The 17,329-nt window shown below is 30.6% G+C and carries 15 protein-coding genes; 13 read left to right on the top strand and 2 right to left on the bottom strand.

What is annotated here, in order from left to right:
• Positions 1-247 precede the first annotated feature (247 nt).
• From KPL37_RS00830 to KPL37_RS00795, 8 genes are all read left to right on the top strand, one after another.
• Positions 248-1,495: a S1C family serine protease gene (locus KPL37_RS00830; RefSeq protein ID WP_216145293.1), complete on the top strand. Its 1,248-nt coding sequence runs from the start codon at positions 248-250 to the stop codon at positions 1,493-1,495.
• Positions 1,496-1,641: 146 nt separating this feature from the next.
• Complete coding sequence (locus KPL37_RS00825; RefSeq protein ID WP_216145292.1) at positions 1,642-4,725, top strand: efflux RND transporter permease subunit; 3,084 nt, start codon at positions 1,642-1,644, stop codon at positions 4,723-4,725.
• Complete coding sequence (locus KPL37_RS00820) at positions 4,722-5,969, top strand: efflux RND transporter periplasmic adaptor subunit (protein ID WP_216145291.1); 1,248 nt, start codon at positions 4,722-4,724, stop codon at positions 5,967-5,969. The genes KPL37_RS00825 and KPL37_RS00820 overlap by 4 nt, the downstream gene beginning before the upstream one ends.
• Before the next feature lie 99 nt (positions 5,970-6,068).
• Positions 6,069-8,264 carry an S-layer homology domain-containing protein gene (locus KPL37_RS00815; RefSeq protein ID WP_216145290.1) on the top strand — a complete coding sequence of 732 codons (2,196 nt, stop codon included), beginning with the start codon at positions 6,069-6,071 and terminating at the stop codon, positions 8,262-8,264.
• Between the two features lie 264 nt (positions 8,265-8,528).
• Positions 8,529-9,494 carry a GGDEF domain-containing protein gene (locus KPL37_RS20220; protein WP_216145288.1) on the top strand — a complete coding sequence of 322 codons (966 nt, stop codon included), beginning with the start codon at positions 8,529-8,531 and terminating at the stop codon, positions 9,492-9,494.
• 102 nt (positions 9,495-9,596) lie between these two features.
• Positions 9,597-10,439 (top strand): SLAP domain-containing protein, encoded by an 843-nt coding sequence (locus KPL37_RS00805; protein ID WP_216145286.1) that lies wholly within the window; start codon positions 9,597-9,599, stop codon positions 10,437-10,439.
• 15 nt (positions 10,440-10,454) lie between these two features.
• Complete coding sequence (locus tag KPL37_RS00800) at positions 10,455-11,069, top strand: hypothetical protein (RefSeq protein ID WP_216145284.1); 615 nt, start codon at positions 10,455-10,457, stop codon at positions 11,067-11,069.
• A gap of 41 nt (positions 11,070-11,110) precedes the next feature.
• Entirely contained in the window at positions 11,111-11,497 is a 387-nt protein-coding gene (locus KPL37_RS00795; protein WP_216145282.1) for a hypothetical protein, read from the top strand.
• A gap of 128 nt (positions 11,498-11,625) precedes the next feature.
• Here the strand turns inward: KPL37_RS00795 and KPL37_RS00790 are convergent, their stop codons facing one another.
• Positions 11,626-12,027: a hypothetical protein gene (locus KPL37_RS00790; protein WP_216145281.1), complete on the bottom strand. Its 402-nt coding sequence runs from the start codon at positions 12,025-12,027 to the stop codon at positions 11,626-11,628.
• A gap of 138 nt (positions 12,028-12,165) precedes the next feature.
• Positions 12,166-13,101: a magnesium transporter CorA family protein gene (locus KPL37_RS00785; protein WP_216145280.1), complete on the bottom strand. Its 936-nt coding sequence runs from the start codon at positions 13,099-13,101 to the stop codon at positions 12,166-12,168.
• Between the two features lie 260 nt (positions 13,102-13,361).
• Here KPL37_RS00785 and KPL37_RS00780 point away from each other — a divergent pair, with 260 nt between their 5' ends.
• From KPL37_RS00780 to KPL37_RS00760, 5 genes are read left to right on the top strand one after another with little or no spacing between them, the layout of a single operon-like run.
• Positions 13,362-13,910: a manganese efflux pump MntP gene (locus KPL37_RS00780; protein ID WP_216145359.1), complete on the top strand. Its 549-nt coding sequence runs from the start codon at positions 13,362-13,364 to the stop codon at positions 13,908-13,910.
• A 15-nt stretch (positions 13,911-13,925) separates the two neighbouring features.
• Positions 13,926-15,386: an aminoacyl-histidine dipeptidase gene (locus KPL37_RS00775; protein ID WP_216145279.1), complete on the top strand. Its 1,461-nt coding sequence runs from the start codon at positions 13,926-13,928 to the stop codon at positions 15,384-15,386.
• 18 nt (positions 15,387-15,404) lie between these two features.
• Positions 15,405-15,821: a Fur family transcriptional regulator gene (locus KPL37_RS00770; protein WP_216145278.1), complete on the top strand. Its 417-nt coding sequence runs from the start codon at positions 15,405-15,407 to the stop codon at positions 15,819-15,821.
• 15 nt (positions 15,822-15,836) lie between these two features.
• On the top strand, positions 15,837-16,235 hold the full coding sequence (locus KPL37_RS00765; protein ID WP_216145277.1) for a DUF6762 family protein: 399 nt from the start codon (positions 15,837-15,839) through the stop codon (positions 16,233-16,235).
• Between the two features lie 18 nt (positions 16,236-16,253).
• Positions 16,254-17,312, top strand: coding sequence for an HD-GYP domain-containing protein (locus tag KPL37_RS00760; protein ID WP_216145276.1), 1,059 nt, complete (start codon positions 16,254-16,256; stop codon positions 17,310-17,312).
• Positions 17,313-17,329: the final 17 nt, after the last annotated feature.

Raw genomic sequence — 17,329 nt, 5'->3', positions numbered from 1 at the left:
AATCATCAATATATACTATCACTTTTAGATTTAAATGTATATCATGAAAAACACAAATAATGTTTGCTTTTACACATTTTTTTATTGTATAATTATCAATATTAGTAAAATGTTCTAATTAATGAAACATTAGTTAATATTAGATAAAGATGATAAAAAAAACAGGAGATAATCCCCCTAAAATGGTGATTGACTTCTTATTGATTACAAATAAAGAAATTTAAAATAGATGATGGAGGCAGATAGTATGAATAAAAAAATTTTAAGGTCACTTCTTGCAACAATAATTATAGCGGGATCAACATATATTACAACTTTTGCTGCGATGTCAAGTGGCACAGTTGTGATAGGAAATCAGGCTATAAGTTTAGAGTATGCTAATGATGTAGCAAACTTCGCTGAAATTAATAATGACATTGTTTCTGGTGGGTCAATTTATGTTAAAAATTTTGAGGGAGTGTGGATAGATAATCTTACAGGGAAAACTGTAAATGCAAGTATTATACCAGCTGTAGCTTATAAGAGTAATAATAAAGTGATTAATTATGCTGCGCAAGATAAAAATTTATCTGATACTACGCAAGTAGCGGTAACTGGTGAATTAACTGCTAAACAAATTATAAATAAATACGCAGATGCAGTTGTTTATATTGAAGTAAGTGATAAAAATCATGATGTAACTGCTAGTGGTAGTGGATTTATAGTAAAGTCTAATGGAGTTATAGCAACTAATTTTCATGTTATTAAAGGTGCGTCATATGTAAGTGTAATACTTCAAAATGGAACTAAATATGAGGTTAAAAGTGTTTTGAATTATAATGAAACACAAGATATAGCAGTGCTTCAATTATCAAATGCAACTAATCTAAGCACTGTTAATTTAGGAAATAGTGATACGGTAGAGGTAGGAGATGCTGCTTGCGCTATAGGAAGTCCACAAGGTTATGCTAATACTTTAAGTACTGGAATTATAAGTGGAAATAATAGGAAAAATGATAGAGGAAATGATATCCAAACTACTGCAAGTATTACTTATGGGTCAAGTGGTGGAGCATTATTTGACATGCTAGGTAATGTAATTGGAATAACTTATTCAGGATTCGATACATCAGGTAATATAGGATTTGTAATACCTATTAATGAAGTTAAACCATTTTTAGCGACTAGTAATGAAAAGACGCTTGCTAAAATTAATAGTGAATTAGGTATCACATCTGAATTTCTGCCATTATTAGCTGATGTACCACAACCTGTAGGACTTGATTATAATACTTATGTACTTAGTAGCGATGATAATTATGTTGAGTATTTTTATAATATAAGTGAGACTGAGTATACAGCTTACTCTAAATTATTAACTTCTTATGGGTGGAAAAAGTTTAAAACAGGTTATGATGATGAGAATAATCCTATTTCATATTATTCAAAAGGAGTTAATACTATAGGTATAGGATGGATTGGAAAAAATAGAACAATACTCGGAGCTATTCATTAAGGGATGAAATAGTAAATGCTAGAGGAAACCTTATAAAGGTTTCCTTATTTATTATATATAAACAAATTTTACATTATATGCTATAATAACTATGGAAAAACAAAGGGATAAAAAATTTTGATTTTAGTTTAGAGGGGGATTTACGAATGAAAATTACAGAGCTTTGCGTGAAAAAGCCACTTGCCGTTCTTATGGTAGTTTTGCTCACGGTTGGCCTTGGGGTAATGGGATATTCAAGTCTCGGTGCAGATTTATTACCTGCAATTGATGTTCCTGTAATAACAATAACAACTACATACCCAGGTGCTGGTACAGCGGAAATAGAGACTGATGTAGTTAAACCAGTAGAGGATGCAATTTCAGGTATAAGCGGTATTGATACTATAAGTTCAGGGTCTTCTGAAGGATATGGTTATACTACCATTATATTTAAAATGGGAAATGATATGAACACTGCATTTTTAGATGTTCAACAGGCACTTGGCGATATATCAAATAAACTTCCTACAGATGCAACAAAACCTGTAATAAAAAAGCTAGATGTTAATGCAATGCCTATAATGATGCTTTCTGTTTCAAGTTCACTTCCTTACAGTAAATTGTATGACAGTGCAGATAAAATACAAAAGTCACTCGAGAAAACTGAGGGTGTGGGTAATGTATCTCTCGAGGGTGCTATTAAAAAACAATTAATTATTAAAGTAAATAAAACGCTTTTAGATCAGTATGGCATAGCTGTTAATACCATAACTTCTAAACTTCAAAGCGATAATTTAAATATACCAGCAGGTCAATTTAAACAAGAAAATTCTAAAGAAACAATAAAAGTACTTGGCCAATTTGAAAACATAAAAGATGTAGAAAATCTTCAAATTCCAATGTCGAAGGGGGGATCTATAAAACTTAGTGAAATTGCAGATGTAAAACTAGAGTATCCAGAGGCAACTGAACTTGTAAGATTAAATGGAAAAAATTCTATAGGTATATTTGTTCAAAAACAAAGTGATGCAAATATAGTTGTAACTGCTAAAGCTGTACAAAAGCAGCTAGATGTTTTGAAAGAAACTCTTCCAACTGGAATAAACGTTGCGATAACATCTGATTCATCAAGTTTTATAAATTCCTCACTTAAAGAAGTCAAATTTGGTCTTATTGAGGGTATAATTTCAACAATTTTAGTAATGTTTCTTTTCCTTAGAAGCATAAAAGCTTCTTTAATAATACTTGTTGCTATACCAACATCTCTTATTGCAACATTTTTTATGATGTATGTTTTCCACTTTACTCTTAATATGCTGTCACTACTTGCGTTATCCTTATCCATAGGTATTCTTGTAGATGACTCTATAGTAGTTCTTGAAAATATTCAAAGGCACGTGGCCATGGGAAAAACAGTTTTTAGATCGGTTATAGATGGACGAGAAGAAATTGCCATGGCGGCTATTTCCATAACTTTATGCGACATAGTTGTATTTGGACCAATAGCATTTATGTCAGGTATGATCGGGCAATTTTTTAAACAGTTTGGACTTACAGTAGTTTTTGCTGCTTTATTTTCCTTAATTGTTTCATTTACAGTTACGCCGATGCTTGCCTCAAAATTACTAAAGGAAAAGAATAATGATTACGATAATAAGAATATGAAGCCAAAGAGAAAAGGGCTATTTGAAAAATTTAATGATTTTTATAAAAAGTTCCTCCTGTTTTCTCTAGAGCATAGATGGCAGACGGTAGCCGTGGTAATGTTATTAATGATAATTAGTGTTTTACTAATTCCACTTAAATTAATTACTACTGAACTTACGCCTAAAACAGATCAAAGTAATTTCATAATTAATTTGTCATTATCACCAAGTAGTGACGTTAAACTTACAGATATAAAGGTTAAAGAGGTAGAAGCTCATTTAAAAGGTATAAAAGAAGTTGACAATTACTTTACTATTGTTGGTATTAATGGTAAAGAGGCTTCGGCGCAAATTAATGTTAACTTATACCCTAAAAAACAAAGAGAAAAAAGTCAAGATCAGATTGCGGCTGAGACACGTGAATGGAGTAAAACTCTTACTGGAGTTGATATATCTATAGGGGAAGCTAGTGCTTCGGGTAGTAGCAAGCCTATAGCAATAAGTGTAACTGGACCTAATTTAGATGTTTTAAAACAATTAGGGAGTGAGGTTCAAAGCTCAGTACAATCGGTCTCTGGAACTACAGATATAAGTAACAGTACCCAAGCAAATGAGAGTCAAATAGCTGTTAAAATCGACAAAATTGCTGCAGAGCAATATGGAATTAAGCCAAGCGATATAGCAAGTGCTCTTAAAGCCACTACGGAGCAAGGAGTGTCTGGTGGAGCATTTAGGCAAAATAATGAAGAGTATGATGTTATCGTAAAACTTGATAAAGGTCAAATTGTTACAAAATCGGATATATCCACAATAAAAGTAGCTAATCAGGCTGGTGAGCAGATTCCAATTGATCAGTTAGCAAAGGTTTATATGTCAGATACTCCACAACAGATATTAAGAAAGAACCGTGACGAAATGGTTACCATATATGCTAATAATCAGGGAAGATCCCTTGGTGATATTACTACTGAAATTAAAGAAAAAATAAGTAAAATTACAATTCCAGATGGATACGAGCTAAGTTATGGTGGGGATCAAAAGAGCATGGCAGATTCATTTAAATCACTTATTCAAGCTGTAATTGCATCCATTGTACTTGTATATATGATATTGGTTGTTTTATATGAATCATTCTTAACACCAGCTTTAAGAATGTTATCACTACCTTGTGCATTAATTGGCGCATTTATAGCACTTGCTATTACAGGAAACAGTTTAAATATTATTTCAATGATTGGATTAATAATGCTGGATGGTCTTTGCGCTAAGAATGGAACATTATTAATAGATTATACGCTAACTCTTATGAAAACAGGGATGCCTCTAAGAGAAGCATTGGTAGAGTCTGGATCAACAAGGCTAAGACCTATCGTAATGACTACAATAACTATGATAGTGGGAATGCTACCTTCAGCACTTGCTACTGCTGAAGGTAGTGAGTATAGGGTAGGAATGTCCGTTGCAATAATTGGAGGAATGATTGCATCTACACTTATTTCACCAATAATAATTCCAGTGGTATACACTCTAATTGATGATATGAAAGGGTTCTTTGACAAAAAGAAAAAAAGATCTAGTAAAATAGATAAGGAGATTACATTATGATGAAACTTAAAGGCATTAAAGGAATTTTATTAATAAGTCTAACCCTTAGTATAACTTTAATTGGAGTTGGGTGTGGAAATAAAGAGGTAAGTGTCCTTTCGAAGGATATTTCAAAAAATGTTAAGGCGACTCCAGTTAGTGTAGCTTCAATAACAACAACTTCAAAATATGGAAGTAAGTTAGTAACCTCTAGTCAAACTGTGGTTACATCTAAAATAGCTGGAAAAGTTGATAATGTAAGTGTTGATGTTGGTGAAGTAGTAAAAAAGGGAGATGTTTTATTTACTCTTGATAAATTGGAACTTACTGCGCAATATAATGTAGCAAAAGCGGCTCTTACCACTGCTAATGCAAATCTTGATAAAACTAGTGGTTCGGGTTACGAGCAGCAGTTAATATCTGCAAATTCAACATTAGCTATCGCAAAAACAACATATAATGATACGAAAAATAATTATAATACAATTCATCAGCAATATAATATAGGAGACTCTGCCAAAAGCGAACTTGATGCTGCAAAATCAAAGATGGATAGTGCGAAGCTCCAAGAAAACGCAGCAAGTGATTCTTTATCACTCCTAAAATCAAAAACAGGACCACAAACGGATGCAGCAGCGCAAGGCCAAGTTCAGCAGGCCAACGCATCGCTTGATTTAGCACAAATACAAATAGATAATGCTTCTATTACATCACCTATAAATGGAGTTATATCTGAGCGAAATGTTGAAGTGGGGGAGTTGGTATCAAGTGCAGTTAGTGCATTTACCATAATTGATGCAAGTAGTCTCCGAGCTGAAGTAGATATGACAGATAAGGATGTTATAAAGGTAAAAGTAAATCAGAAAATACATGTACAAATATCATCTATGAATAATAAGGCTATACAAGGAATAGTAGACACTATAAGTCCTTCTGCGGATGCCAAAACACAATTGTATACAGTAAAACTTAAAATAGTGAATGGTGATAACAAATTAAAACCAGGAATGATAGTAAGAGCTGAGTTTCCAGATGTGATAAAAAAAGATATTCCAGTTGTACCAAATGGAGCAATATTTACAGAAAATAGTGTTCAATATGTATATGTAATTGTGGCTAATAGATTAAAAAAGAAACAAGTAGTTGTGGGAATAGCAAATACTACGCAAACCGAAATTGTAAGTGGTATAAAGCTTGGAGAATCTGTAATAACTGAAGGGCAAAGCTTCTTAAATGAAGGGCAGAAAGTTAATATCATTAAATAAATGTATATTACTACAAATGCAATTCGCTTTGCTGAGTAATTCTAAACTTAGTTTACTTAAAGATACTAAAAAATAATAAATAAAAAGGATGGTGTAAAAATGAAAATTAAAAAACCGTTATTGGGTATTGTATTAATATTTTCAATGTTAATAAATGTTATGGTTCCTGCTTTAACTTTTGCGAGTACTTTAGATTATAAAACTTCTGTTACAAGGATGAAGCAGCTTGGTATTATAGATAGTTCGGTTACTAATGTTAATAAAAAAATGACGAATGCTGAATTGGTTAAAGCTATGGCTATAGCTGATGGGTTAGGGGATAGTGCAGCTAGTCTTCGCGGGAAAACTATATTTCCGGATGTAGTTAAGAATAGTGTTTTAAGTGGGTATGTTAATGCTGTTGTTGGAGCAGGACTTTTATATGGCACAAATGATGGCTATTTTCATCCGTCAAAGAGTATAACTTATCAAGATATTTGTGTTAATATGGTACTCCTTTTAGGTTATTCTAAAGCTGATTTAACAGGAAGTTTCCCTATTAATTATATAAAAAAAGCGGCGGATTTAGATTTGACTGATAAGATGGGGTTAAGAACTACGGAGACGGTTTCTATGAGTCAAGCAGCTGTAATGTTTGATAGGCTTCTTGCTACTCAGGTGAAAAGCAGTAGTGCTATTAAAGAAAATTTTTCACAGGCGAGTAATTTATATACCGATTGTATTATAGAAGATAATTCAGAGTCTTATGATAATTTAGCGGATAATGAAGTTCTTACAGATAAGGGTATTATGACAATTTCAGCTAGTAATAAGAAAAAGATTCAGGTTGGACCAAAGTATAGAGTCAAAATAGAAGACGGACAAGTTACAAAGATTTATGGCATAGTAAGCTCTACAGTTAGTATTACTGTAGACACTATAGTAGGTAATGTTGTTAACTATGAGCAAAGTGGAGTGGCAAAAAGTATGACACTTCCATCTAGCAATACTTATTATTACCATGGTGTAAAAGAAAATTATGATAGTGTAAGTGGTCTTTTAAAAGCTAATTCAACTATAACATTTGATAATGATAGTAATGTAGATGAAAGTTATGCTGTTATAACAGATCCAATATATAGTGATCCGGAGCTTGCATCAAATATTGATAAGAATTCAGATACACTAGGAAATATAGTGTTTGATGATAATACAAAGATTATAGAAAATGGTCAGGTTATTTTAAAAAGTGATATAAAAGATACGGATGTAGTTTACAGTATTACAGATTTAAATGGTAACAATAGATATATACTTGTAGCTTCAAATTATGTTGATGGCTATATTACAGATATTCCTGCTGATTCAAATAGTTTATATGATATTCAAATAGATAAAGCAAATTATAGTTATAGTGATGATATGGATATTTCTAAACTTGAATTTTTTAAAGAGGGAGATTTAGTACAGATAATACTAGATAAAGATGATAAGGTAGTGGATATAAAAGATATAGAAAACAGGACTGGAAAGTTATCTGAATATATAATACTTGGGACATCTGCTACAGATGATGATTTATCAGACAATGAGATTCTTACTGATAAAGGTACTTTAACATGTCTTAGTGGGATAACTTCTCCTGAGGTCGGTGCAAAGTATAAATTATATGTTGACGATACTGTAGTTACAAAGGTTGATGAAAAAGAAAATACTACAGTAAATTATGCTGTTACTGAGAAAACAGGAACAGACATGAAATGGGAAAATGATAAAGATGTAACTAGTAGTATGAATTTACCTAAGGCTACTGTTTATTACCATAATGGAGAAAAGGTTAATTATAATATTGCAGTTAATGACATCAATCTTTATTCTTCAATAATGTTATCTAAAAACAGTGCCAATACTGGATATGAATATGCTGTTATAATTGATCCAGTCTTTAGTATACCTAAAGTTTATAGAAGTGGTGATTCGACATTTTTAAAGGAAATGGAAGACAGTGAATATTCATTTGTTTATAGTAATGAAATGTACACACAGAATATAAATAGTGTAAATTATAATGATGTAGTTTATTTTGTATCAGATATTTGGAACAAAAACCGTTATATTTATTCTAGTGATGACAGTGCATTTGGTGATATTACATCTTTTGGACCAAATAAAATCAATGCAAGTAGTATAACAATAAACGGCAAAGCCTATGGTTTTAGCAAGTATTTTGATAAAACAAAACTTGATAAATATTATACTGGTGGTTTTATTAAAGTAAATATAGGACAAGATGGAAACATAGTTGATATATATTAGCTATTTAGCACCAATATTGAATAAACCCTTAAAATTGATTTAAATATACCAACGATAAAATTTTCATAAATAATAAAGCAGGAAAAATTCCATAAGATGGAATTTTTCTGCTTTAATTTTATAATTAATTTAATAGGAGCAACAATTATAGAAAAATAAGGTCTATAATACTACTTAGATTAACTATAATAAGGTAGAGGTGGGAATATTTTTGTAAATAATTATTGATATACAAGGTTAAATTATTTTTATGAGGTGTTGAGAGTGGAAAATATAGATATTAATATAGAATATAATAAATACCAAGAATTGATGGAGGCACAGACAATTAAGTATATTAGTATAATTAATGATTATGAAAAACAAGTAGCGATGTTAAACTCCATACTTGATATGTACAAATATTTAAATGACTTTCAGTTATCAAAAGATTTGTATGAAATATTAAGTGACATGATAGTAGGCGTACTAGGCGTTTCTTATTGTACAATAGCGATAACTGTAAACAGAAAGCTAATAGTAATGGCTTCAAGTAATTATAAAATAGGTTGTGAATTAGATACTTTAAGTGTAGTAGAAAATAGTATACTTGAGTATATAACTAAAAACAGTGAAATTATTGGTGCTATAGAAGTACGAACGGCTAATGGTAGTACTACTCCGGGGTATACAAAACAATTTCTAAAGCTTATTTGCGCTCAAGTATTACTTATACTAGACAATAGGTCGCTAAATGAAAAAATGTTATTACAAGCAAATACAGATTTACTAACTGGCTGTTGTAATAGGAGATCTTTTTATGAACTTATAAAAGCCAGACGTATTTATGAAAAAAATTATTGTATTTTAATGTTTGACATAGACGAATTTAAGCTTATAAATGACAAATATGGTCATGATGCTGGAGATGTGGTATTAAAGACATTTGGAAAGCTTCTACTTACCAGTACACGCAAGGATGATATAGTATGTAGATATGGTGGGGAAGAATTTGTAGTATATTTACATGGAGTGTCTTCAAAAACATTATCTTTTATTAAAGCGGATGCGATTAGAAAATTAATAGAAAGTTTTGTTGTGGTGTCAGATGAGGTTAAAATTAAATTTACTATAAGTATAGGGGTAGCTGTTAACACTGATGAAGCACGTGATATTCAAGATGTAATACAAATTGCGGATAATAATTTATTTAAAAGCAAAAACACAGGAAGAAATAAGACTACAATTTAGTATGCTATTTGAAAATGAAGTGCAACTATTTGTTAGATTCAACGTAATTTAAAGTGGATATGTATAAAGAATAAGAGCAGAACCTATTAGGAGGAATTTTGGATGACAAGTAATGATAATTTAATGAGAAGCAATAATGTATTAGAAAAAGAGGCGGTAAAGATAGAACTTGATCTTAATGAATATGACAAAGGAGTTATGTCAGATTTTCAAAAAGAATTTATAATAGAAGAGTTAAATGAATTACCACCACTTGAAGATGGACAAGTATCTATTAATGGTATATACACCTTTGATATGGAAGATAAAATTGAAGTTAGCGTTTATATAAGAAATGGATCATCTAAACAGATTAATTTTCATAAAGTACCATTACTTATTGTAAATAATAACGGTGATATAATTGCAAGGCAGACTGTGGATATGAAGGAGTTTGGTATATTAAAGCCTTTCTGTGCAAGACCATATAAGGTTTACTTTGATAAAATAAATATGCTTGTTGATGTTATTTCCAGTGATGATTGGAAAATACAGTTTGGAAAAGCTGTTAGTACAGTAAATACGGTAAAGGTTCAATTTGAAGGATTTCCAGGTGAAGTTCATCAGGAGTTAGAGGGTACTTTTACAAAATTCTTAAATAAGTTACCTTTAATAAAAGCTGGAGATGTTAATATTGAAGTGTTTAAAACTCTAAGATGTTTAGATAATTCTATTTCTATAGTTTTTCTGATTCGTAATGGGTGTGATACTATTGTAAAATTAGAAACATTACCAATAATAATTAAGGATGAGGATGGAGAAATAGTAGCTAGTGGAGTGTTTGATATTGAAAATGTAAATGTAAATCCGCACAAGGCAAAAATTTATGATTTTACTATAACACAGGAGTATATTGTTAAGAAGGATGCTGATATAAATAACTGTAAAGTATATTTCAGAACCTAGCAAGGAGGATAAGAAATGAAAGTGAGCAAAAAAAAACGCAATATAATAATTTTATTGCTTGTAATTATATTAATGATATTATCTTTTGTAGTTTTACTTCATAAATCAAAAATTGATAAAGATGCTGCTATTATTAAAAATAAAAGTGCAAAAGATACAGGACAGCTAAATAAAAATCCTGTAAAAAAGTCAAATGGAAAATCTTCAATTAGCGTGGAAGTACCCGGGAAAAATGAAGCAAGTGTAGACGATGCAAATACCACGAGTAATGAAAAGGCACTAACAGTTCAGCAAAAAAAGGATGAAGCTGCTAAGGCTCAAAAGGCTAAAGAGTCAGTGCCTAAAGAATCAGAAGTTATAAGTAGTAAAGATGTGGTTACAGTTTATGTTAAAGCTGCAAATTTTGGCTCTATTGCCGAAATTATAATAGCTAAAAGTGAAGTTAGTAATAGTTATAAGTATTATCAATATTTCAAGGGTAATACGGCTATATCAAAGGTTGAGAGTATAATAAAAAATAAAACTACAATTTTCCCAGTTCAAAAGGCTGGAACTGAGGTGGTAGTAAAGCTTTTAGGGAGCAATAAGAAGGTTATTAAGGAATTAAATATAAAATTAAGTGCGAGATAACAAAACAAACAATAATATAATAATAGGAGTGAATGATAATAATGGGAAATAAAATTAATAAAAAGACAATAAGTATAGTTGCGATTATAGTAATTATACTAGCAATTGCAGGTATATTTTATGTGAAAAGTAAGGAGAGTAAAGTAGATGCATCAGCACCAATTACGGCAACTGTAAGAAAAGCTTCTTTTGGATGTGTAGTAAATGTTACTCTATCAGATGCAGGAAAGAAACAATATAAGGATGTTACAAAATACCAGATTTATTATAACGGCAAAGCTATAAATCAAAAAACAGTAATAGGTACAGCTACTACAGCTTTTCCAATCAGAAAAGAAAATGATAAAGTGGCAGTTAAACTTTTGAAATCAGATAAAGTAGCATATTCAGTAGATTTAGAACTAAAAAAGGGAGAAGAAGTTAAATAAAGAATAATTACATAGAGAAGAGGAGAGATAGTTTTTGAAACTGTCTCTCCTCTTCTCTATATAACAAATTTAAGGGGTACCTATTTTGTGAAACGTTACTCGCTTTTCCAAACTACAATTTGTTAAATTTATTCTATGTTAATTATTTCTAGTGGATCTGTAACAGTTGGTGTATCTGATGAGGTATCTCCAGCTGCATAACTACTTATTATACCAGTTGAGTTTTTATAAGTTACACTAGGAAGTATGTTAGCATTTATACTTGTGTATGTGGCATTATTAACCCATGAATTATCATAACTTTTAACATATACATTACCACCAGTTACTATTGCGGTCATAATTTCGCTTTCGTTTTTAGTATCATTAGCGTAATCAAGTGAAAAAGCCTTTGCTCCAATAACTACAGTGCCTCCTGGCATTGCGGTAGTAGCTCCGTAAGCTTTTGTTAGCGTTATGTTAGACAGATTAGCTATAAATAGCGGTGCAGCTATAATTAGCGCAGCATATAAAATTTTTCTTCTTCTCATAAGTATAGTCCTCCTATCATTAAATCATCTTCTGGGTCGTTTTTTACACAGAAAATATGTTGCATAAATAATGTGAACCTAAATAAAAGTTCCCCACTCATATATAATACGAGCGGGGAACGAATTTAGTTTCAATATTTAAAACATATCTTTCTTGTTCAAGAAAAATATAGAAAAAATTACTAAAAAAACGATAATTGCAAACACATACCAAAAACCCATACCAGCGTTACCGTAGGGTATTCCACCTACATTCATACCAAAAAGTCCTGAAACCAAAGTTGGTATAGCCATAACTATTGTAATGGCAGCAATTAATTTCATTACGACATTTAGTTTATTTGAAATAACAGAAGAGTAGGCATCCATGGTGCTTTTTAAAATATCAGTATAAGTAGAACACATTTCTATAGCCTGTTTGTTTTCAATAATAACATCTTCGAGTACGTCTTTATCTTCTTCATATTTTTGAAGAATATCTAGTTTAAGCATTTTTTCCAAGGTGATTTCATTTCCTTTTAAGGAAGTAGAAAAATATACAAGTGATTTTTTAAGAGCCAATAATTGAATAAGTTCTTTATTTCTTAAGGTTTTATGTAGTTGTTTTTCAACTATATAACTTTTTTTATCAATCTGTCTTAGGTATATTAAATAGTATCTTGCAATTCTATATAGGACTTGAAGCATAAATCTTTGACGTTTATAGGTATAGAAGGAACTGATTTTTCCATCACCAAAATCTGATAATACTTTACTGTTTTTTAAGCAGACCGTAATTATTACTTTGTCTGTTTGGATCACAGCTATAGGGTATGTATCATAGGTTAAGGAATTATCGTCTATATCAGTAAAGGGAATATCTAATATAATTAAAGTACAATCTTCTATGTCAATACGGGAGGTTTCTTCTTCATCCAAAGCGGCCATCAAAAAATCCATAGGTGCATTTGTGTTTTTTGAAACAAATATTAACTCCTCTTCTGATGGATCTATCATATTAATCCAACAACCAGGTTCTATATTTTCTAGCTTTGTAAGTTGTTTATTTTCTCCATTGCTATATATTGATAGCATTACAACACCTCCTAGTTTAAATACCTTTATATTATAGTCTATAAAAGTAAATATATACAAGCAATAATCAGTTAAATTATCTCTTTTGTCGATATATTTACACCATAATATTTTTTATAATGTTAAATGTTAGTTGACAATAAAGGCTCAATAATTGATAATGGTATATGGAAAGTTATACACATTAATTAGTAAGATTATAATGTTATTAAATAGTTAAATTAAAGTATATTGAATCATTAATTAAGGGGGTGGGGAAGCTGTCTATGTACCCATTATTTATGATTGCTTTAGCTCTATCTTTAGATGCTTTTGGAGTAGCTTTATGTATAGGCTTAAACAATCAAACTAAATTTTCAAACAAGGTAGGGTTTACAATTTCGTTTGCTTTATTTCAATTTTTATTATCGTATATTGGAGCTTATGCGGGGTTCCTTTTTAATACATATGTAGCTTCAATGCCAAGTATTATTGGCGGTATAATTATAGCGTTAGTTGGAGTTGTTATGATTAAAGAAGGAATTACGAATCAAGGTAAGTGTCCATTACTTAAACCTAAGATGTATTTTATTTTAGGAATCTCTGTTAGTATAGATGCTATGGTGGTAGGATTTACAGTATTAAATAATATAACAAAGGTTATATTATTAGAAGATACATTGATCATTGGAGCCGTAACTTTTGCAATGGTAATAATAGCCTTTGTAGTTTCTAAATATCTAAAAAAAATAGATATTGTAGGGAAATATGCAGACTACATTGGAGGAATAATCTTAGTGTTTTTTGGACTGAAAATGATGTTTTTTTAAGAAAGGATGATAAATATGTTAGAAAAATTAAAAGATCTAAATTCATTTAAAGCATTTAAATATTTTAAAGAGATGAACCAGGTTCCAAGAGGGTCTGGAAATGAAAAGGGTGTAAGTGACTTTCTAGTAAACTTTGCAAAAGAACATAATTTGAAAGTTACTCAGGATGCTTCATTAAATATAATAATTAAGAAACCAGGAACCGCAGGATATGAAAATGCGCCAAAGATAATAATTCAAGGTCATATGGATATGGTCTGTGAAAAAGAGCTTCATTCAAAACATGACTTCTTAAAGGATCCTATCGAGTTTATTGTAGAGGGTGACAATTTACACGCAAATGGTACTACACTTGGAGCTGATGATGGTATTGCAGTAGCAATGAGTCTTGCGGTACTTGATTCAACAGATATCCCTCATCCGCCAATTGAGTTATTAGTAACAACTGGTGAAGAGGTAGGTATGGTTGGAGCAGAAGCGTTAGACCCTAAGGATTTAGAAGGAAGAGTACTTATTAATATAGATTCAGAAGAAGAAGGAAAACTTTTAGTAAGTTGCGCTGGCGGAGTAAGAGAAAAAATAAAACTTCCTATAATTTGGGAAGAATCAGAGGGCGGTTTTGTAACTTGTCTTATAAAACTAAGAGATTTAAAAGGCGGCCACTCTGGAATGGAAATAGATAAAGAAAGAGGTAACGCTAATAAAATCATGGGACGTTTTTTAATAGATTTAAAATCAGCTATAGATTTTAAAATAAATTCTATAAGTGGAGGAGCTAAAAATAACGCAATTCCAAGAAGTGCTGATGCTATTATATTATTTAGACAAGATGACCAAAAAATAGTTAAAGAGAAATTAGCTTTATGGAATTCTATATTTAAGAATGAATTAAATACTGTTGATCCAGATGTTAATTTATCTATCGAAATATTAGAAAATAATTCACGTAAAATATTTTCAGAGGATACTGCTACAAAAGCACTTCAAGTACTTTTCTTAATTCCAAATGGAGTTAAAAACATGAGCCAGGATATAAAAGGGTTAGTACAAAGTTCAACAAATATAGGAGTACTTACAACAGATGATAATTATATAGTGTTTGATTCTGCAATAAGAAGCTCAGTAGCATCTTTAAAGAAATTAATATGTGATGAAACTATAGTGCTTGCAGAAATGGTAGGAGCGACTATTGAATTTGAATCTGATTATCCAGAGTGGCAATATGATCCTAGCTCTAAGATAAAAACAGTATTTGAAAATGTATATAATGATTTATTTGGCAAAAAGCCTGAAATAGCAGCTATACATGCAGGACTCGAGTGTGGATTATTTAGTAAAAAGTTTGGTGGTAATATTGATCAAATATCTTTTGGACCTAATATGTATGATGTGCACACATCCAAGGAACACCTAAGTATATCATCAACAGAAAGAATGTGGAATTACTTATTAGCAGTATTAAAAGAAATAAAATAATGTAGTAAGGTGATGTAGATGAATGTACTTTCATATTTAAAAGATAATAATATTAGGGTTACTAAAGCAAGAAAAAGCATACTTGAAATTATACTCCAAAGCTCTGATGCTATAAACGCAAATTTAATATATGATTTACTTAAAAAAGAAGATATTAAAATAGATTTATCAACGGTATATAGAACATTAGATTTGCTAGAGAGTAAAAAAATTGTTAATAAGTTTGATTTAGGAAACAATATGTATAACTATGTTATAAATAATAATTCACACAAACATATAATTGAGTGTGATTTATGTCATAAGAAGATGGTTATAGATTGTCCAATACCTCAAATAGAAGAGCAAATAAAGGCTAAAACAGGAATTACACTTACAGAAAGTCATGTTTATTTAAAAGGTATTTGTAAGGACTGCAAAAAATGCAAAAAATAAGAGAGGGTGAATTTTATGCAATTTTCTTCATTGGTATTAATGGAAGTAGATAAAGAAACTAATAAATTTGTTCGTGAGATTGGAAGTTATGAAACATCTCAGGGCGCAGAGTTTGTAACAAAATTAAACTACTTTGGAGACTTAATTAATTTAACGTTTGATACACATGAGGATGTGGAAGAATGGCAATTTTCAGCAATTTATGATTATTTTAATGAAGATGTATTTAGTTCTAAAGGATATATTATTGAGCCTATCGATGATGAGTATAACCCAACATGGTTAGTTAAGTTCAAATATTCTACTGACCATATGGTAGTTGGTGAAGCATTAATTGAAGTATGCGAGATAATAAAGCAAGAACTTAAAGAAGTTTTTATAAAAATCAAAGGTAAAGAAGAAGAATATAAATAGAATAATTTAGAGGTGGACATGAGACTTGAGTTTATTAATAGGGTAGAGGTAAATGAAATACTAGGTAAAAATATAGTAACTAATGATGGAAGTATACTACTAAGAGCTGGAGTTCCTTTAACAAAGGAATATATTTCTAAACTTAGAGAGCTCGGAGTTTTCTATATTTATGTAGAAGACTCAAGGCTAGATGATATATCAATAGAAGATGAGAGATTATGTGATTTAAAAGAATTAACTATGAAAAATATGTCTAAAATAATGAAAAATGTAACTGAGGGAGATGCAAAAGGAACTAAAAGCTCTTTATCGGTTGTGGAAGATTTGGTTAATTATATTATTGAGATGGGTGATGTTAATAAAAGTTTGTATGATATTCAAACATTTGATAACTATACCTATCTTCACTCTATAGATACTGGAATTATGGCGGTTTTTCTTGGTATTTCAATGAATCTTACGCAAAGTGAACTGAAAGAGTTAAGCATTGGTGCAATTCTTCACGATATTGGGAAGACTAAAATAAACAAAAAGATTTTATTGAAACCTGGTAAATTAACAAAGGAAGAGTTTGATGAAGTAAAAAATCATCCTATATATGGGAAAGAAATTTTGATGAAGAATTTTAGCATGACGAATAGGATTTTAAAAGCAGTGGAACATCATCATGAGAGAGTTGACGGTAAGGGTTATCCGTATGGACTTGCTAAAAATCAAATTTCTAAATTTGCAAAGATAATTGGTATTTGTGATGTTTATGATTCTGTAAGTAACGATAGATGTTATAGAAAAAAATTTAATCCTAGTGATGCTTATGAGCTAATACTCGCGGGTGCTGGAAATGCATTTGATGAGGAAGTAGTAAAAGATTTCAAAAAAACATTTTCAGTGTTTCCATTAGGAGTTTGTTTAAAACTATCAAATGGTGTTGAAGGATATGTAATTAAGCAAAATAAAAATTTTCCGGATAGGCCTATACTAAGGGTACTATATGAGAGTGAAACACGGCTGCCTATTAAATTTTACGAAATAGATTTGCTTAAGCATCATAATGTTATTGTAGAATCAATAATGTAAAAATAGCTATTGGATTA

Source organism: Clostridium frigoris, assembly GCF_018861865.1.
GTDB lineage: Bacteria > Bacillota > Clostridia > Clostridiales > Clostridiaceae > Clostridium_AD > Clostridium_AD frigoris.
The sequence above is the reverse complement of the archived record's forward strand: the minus strand, read 5'-3'. Positions and strand labels throughout refer to the sequence as shown.

What these genes read in the sequence shown, in the direction of transcription:
- KPL37_RS00830 (WP_216145293.1), top strand. Translation starts at nt 248, where the DNA reads ATGAATAAAAAAATTTTAAGGTCACTTCTTGCAACAATAATTATAGCG.
- KPL37_RS00825 (WP_216145292.1), top strand. Translation starts at nt 1,642, where the DNA reads ATGAAAATTACAGAGCTTTGCGTGAAAAAGCCACTTGCCGTTCTTATG.
- KPL37_RS00820 (WP_216145291.1), top strand. Translation starts at nt 4,722, where the DNA reads ATGATGAAACTTAAAGGCATTAAAGGAATTTTATTAATAAGTCTAACC.
- KPL37_RS00815 (WP_216145290.1), top strand. Translation starts at nt 6,069, where the DNA reads ATGAAAATTAAAAAACCGTTATTGGGTATTGTATTAATATTTTCAATG.
- KPL37_RS00805 (WP_216145286.1), top strand. Translation starts at nt 9,597, where the DNA reads ATGACAAGTAATGATAATTTAATGAGAAGCAATAATGTATTAGAAAAA.
- KPL37_RS00800 (WP_216145284.1), top strand. Translation starts at nt 10,455, where the DNA reads ATGAAAGTGAGCAAAAAAAAACGCAATATAATAATTTTATTGCTTGTA.
- KPL37_RS00795 (WP_216145282.1), top strand. Translation starts at nt 11,111, where the DNA reads ATGGGAAATAAAATTAATAAAAAGACAATAAGTATAGTTGCGATTATA.
- KPL37_RS00790 (WP_216145281.1), bottom strand. Translation starts at nt 12,027, where the DNA reads ATGAGAAGAAGAAAAATTTTATATGCTGCGCTAATTATAGCTGCACCG.
- KPL37_RS00785 (WP_216145280.1), bottom strand. Translation starts at nt 13,101, where the DNA reads ATGCTATCAATATATAGCAATGGAGAAAATAAACAACTTACAAAGCTA.
- KPL37_RS00775 (WP_216145279.1), top strand. Translation starts at nt 13,926, where the DNA reads ATGTTAGAAAAATTAAAAGATCTAAATTCATTTAAAGCATTTAAATAT.
- KPL37_RS00770 (WP_216145278.1), top strand. Translation starts at nt 15,405, where the DNA reads ATGAATGTACTTTCATATTTAAAAGATAATAATATTAGGGTTACTAAA.
- KPL37_RS00765 (WP_216145277.1), top strand. Translation starts at nt 15,837, where the DNA reads ATGCAATTTTCTTCATTGGTATTAATGGAAGTAGATAAAGAAACTAAT.
- KPL37_RS00760 (WP_216145276.1), top strand. Translation starts at nt 16,254, where the DNA reads ATGAGACTTGAGTTTATTAATAGGGTAGAGGTAAATGAAATACTAGGT.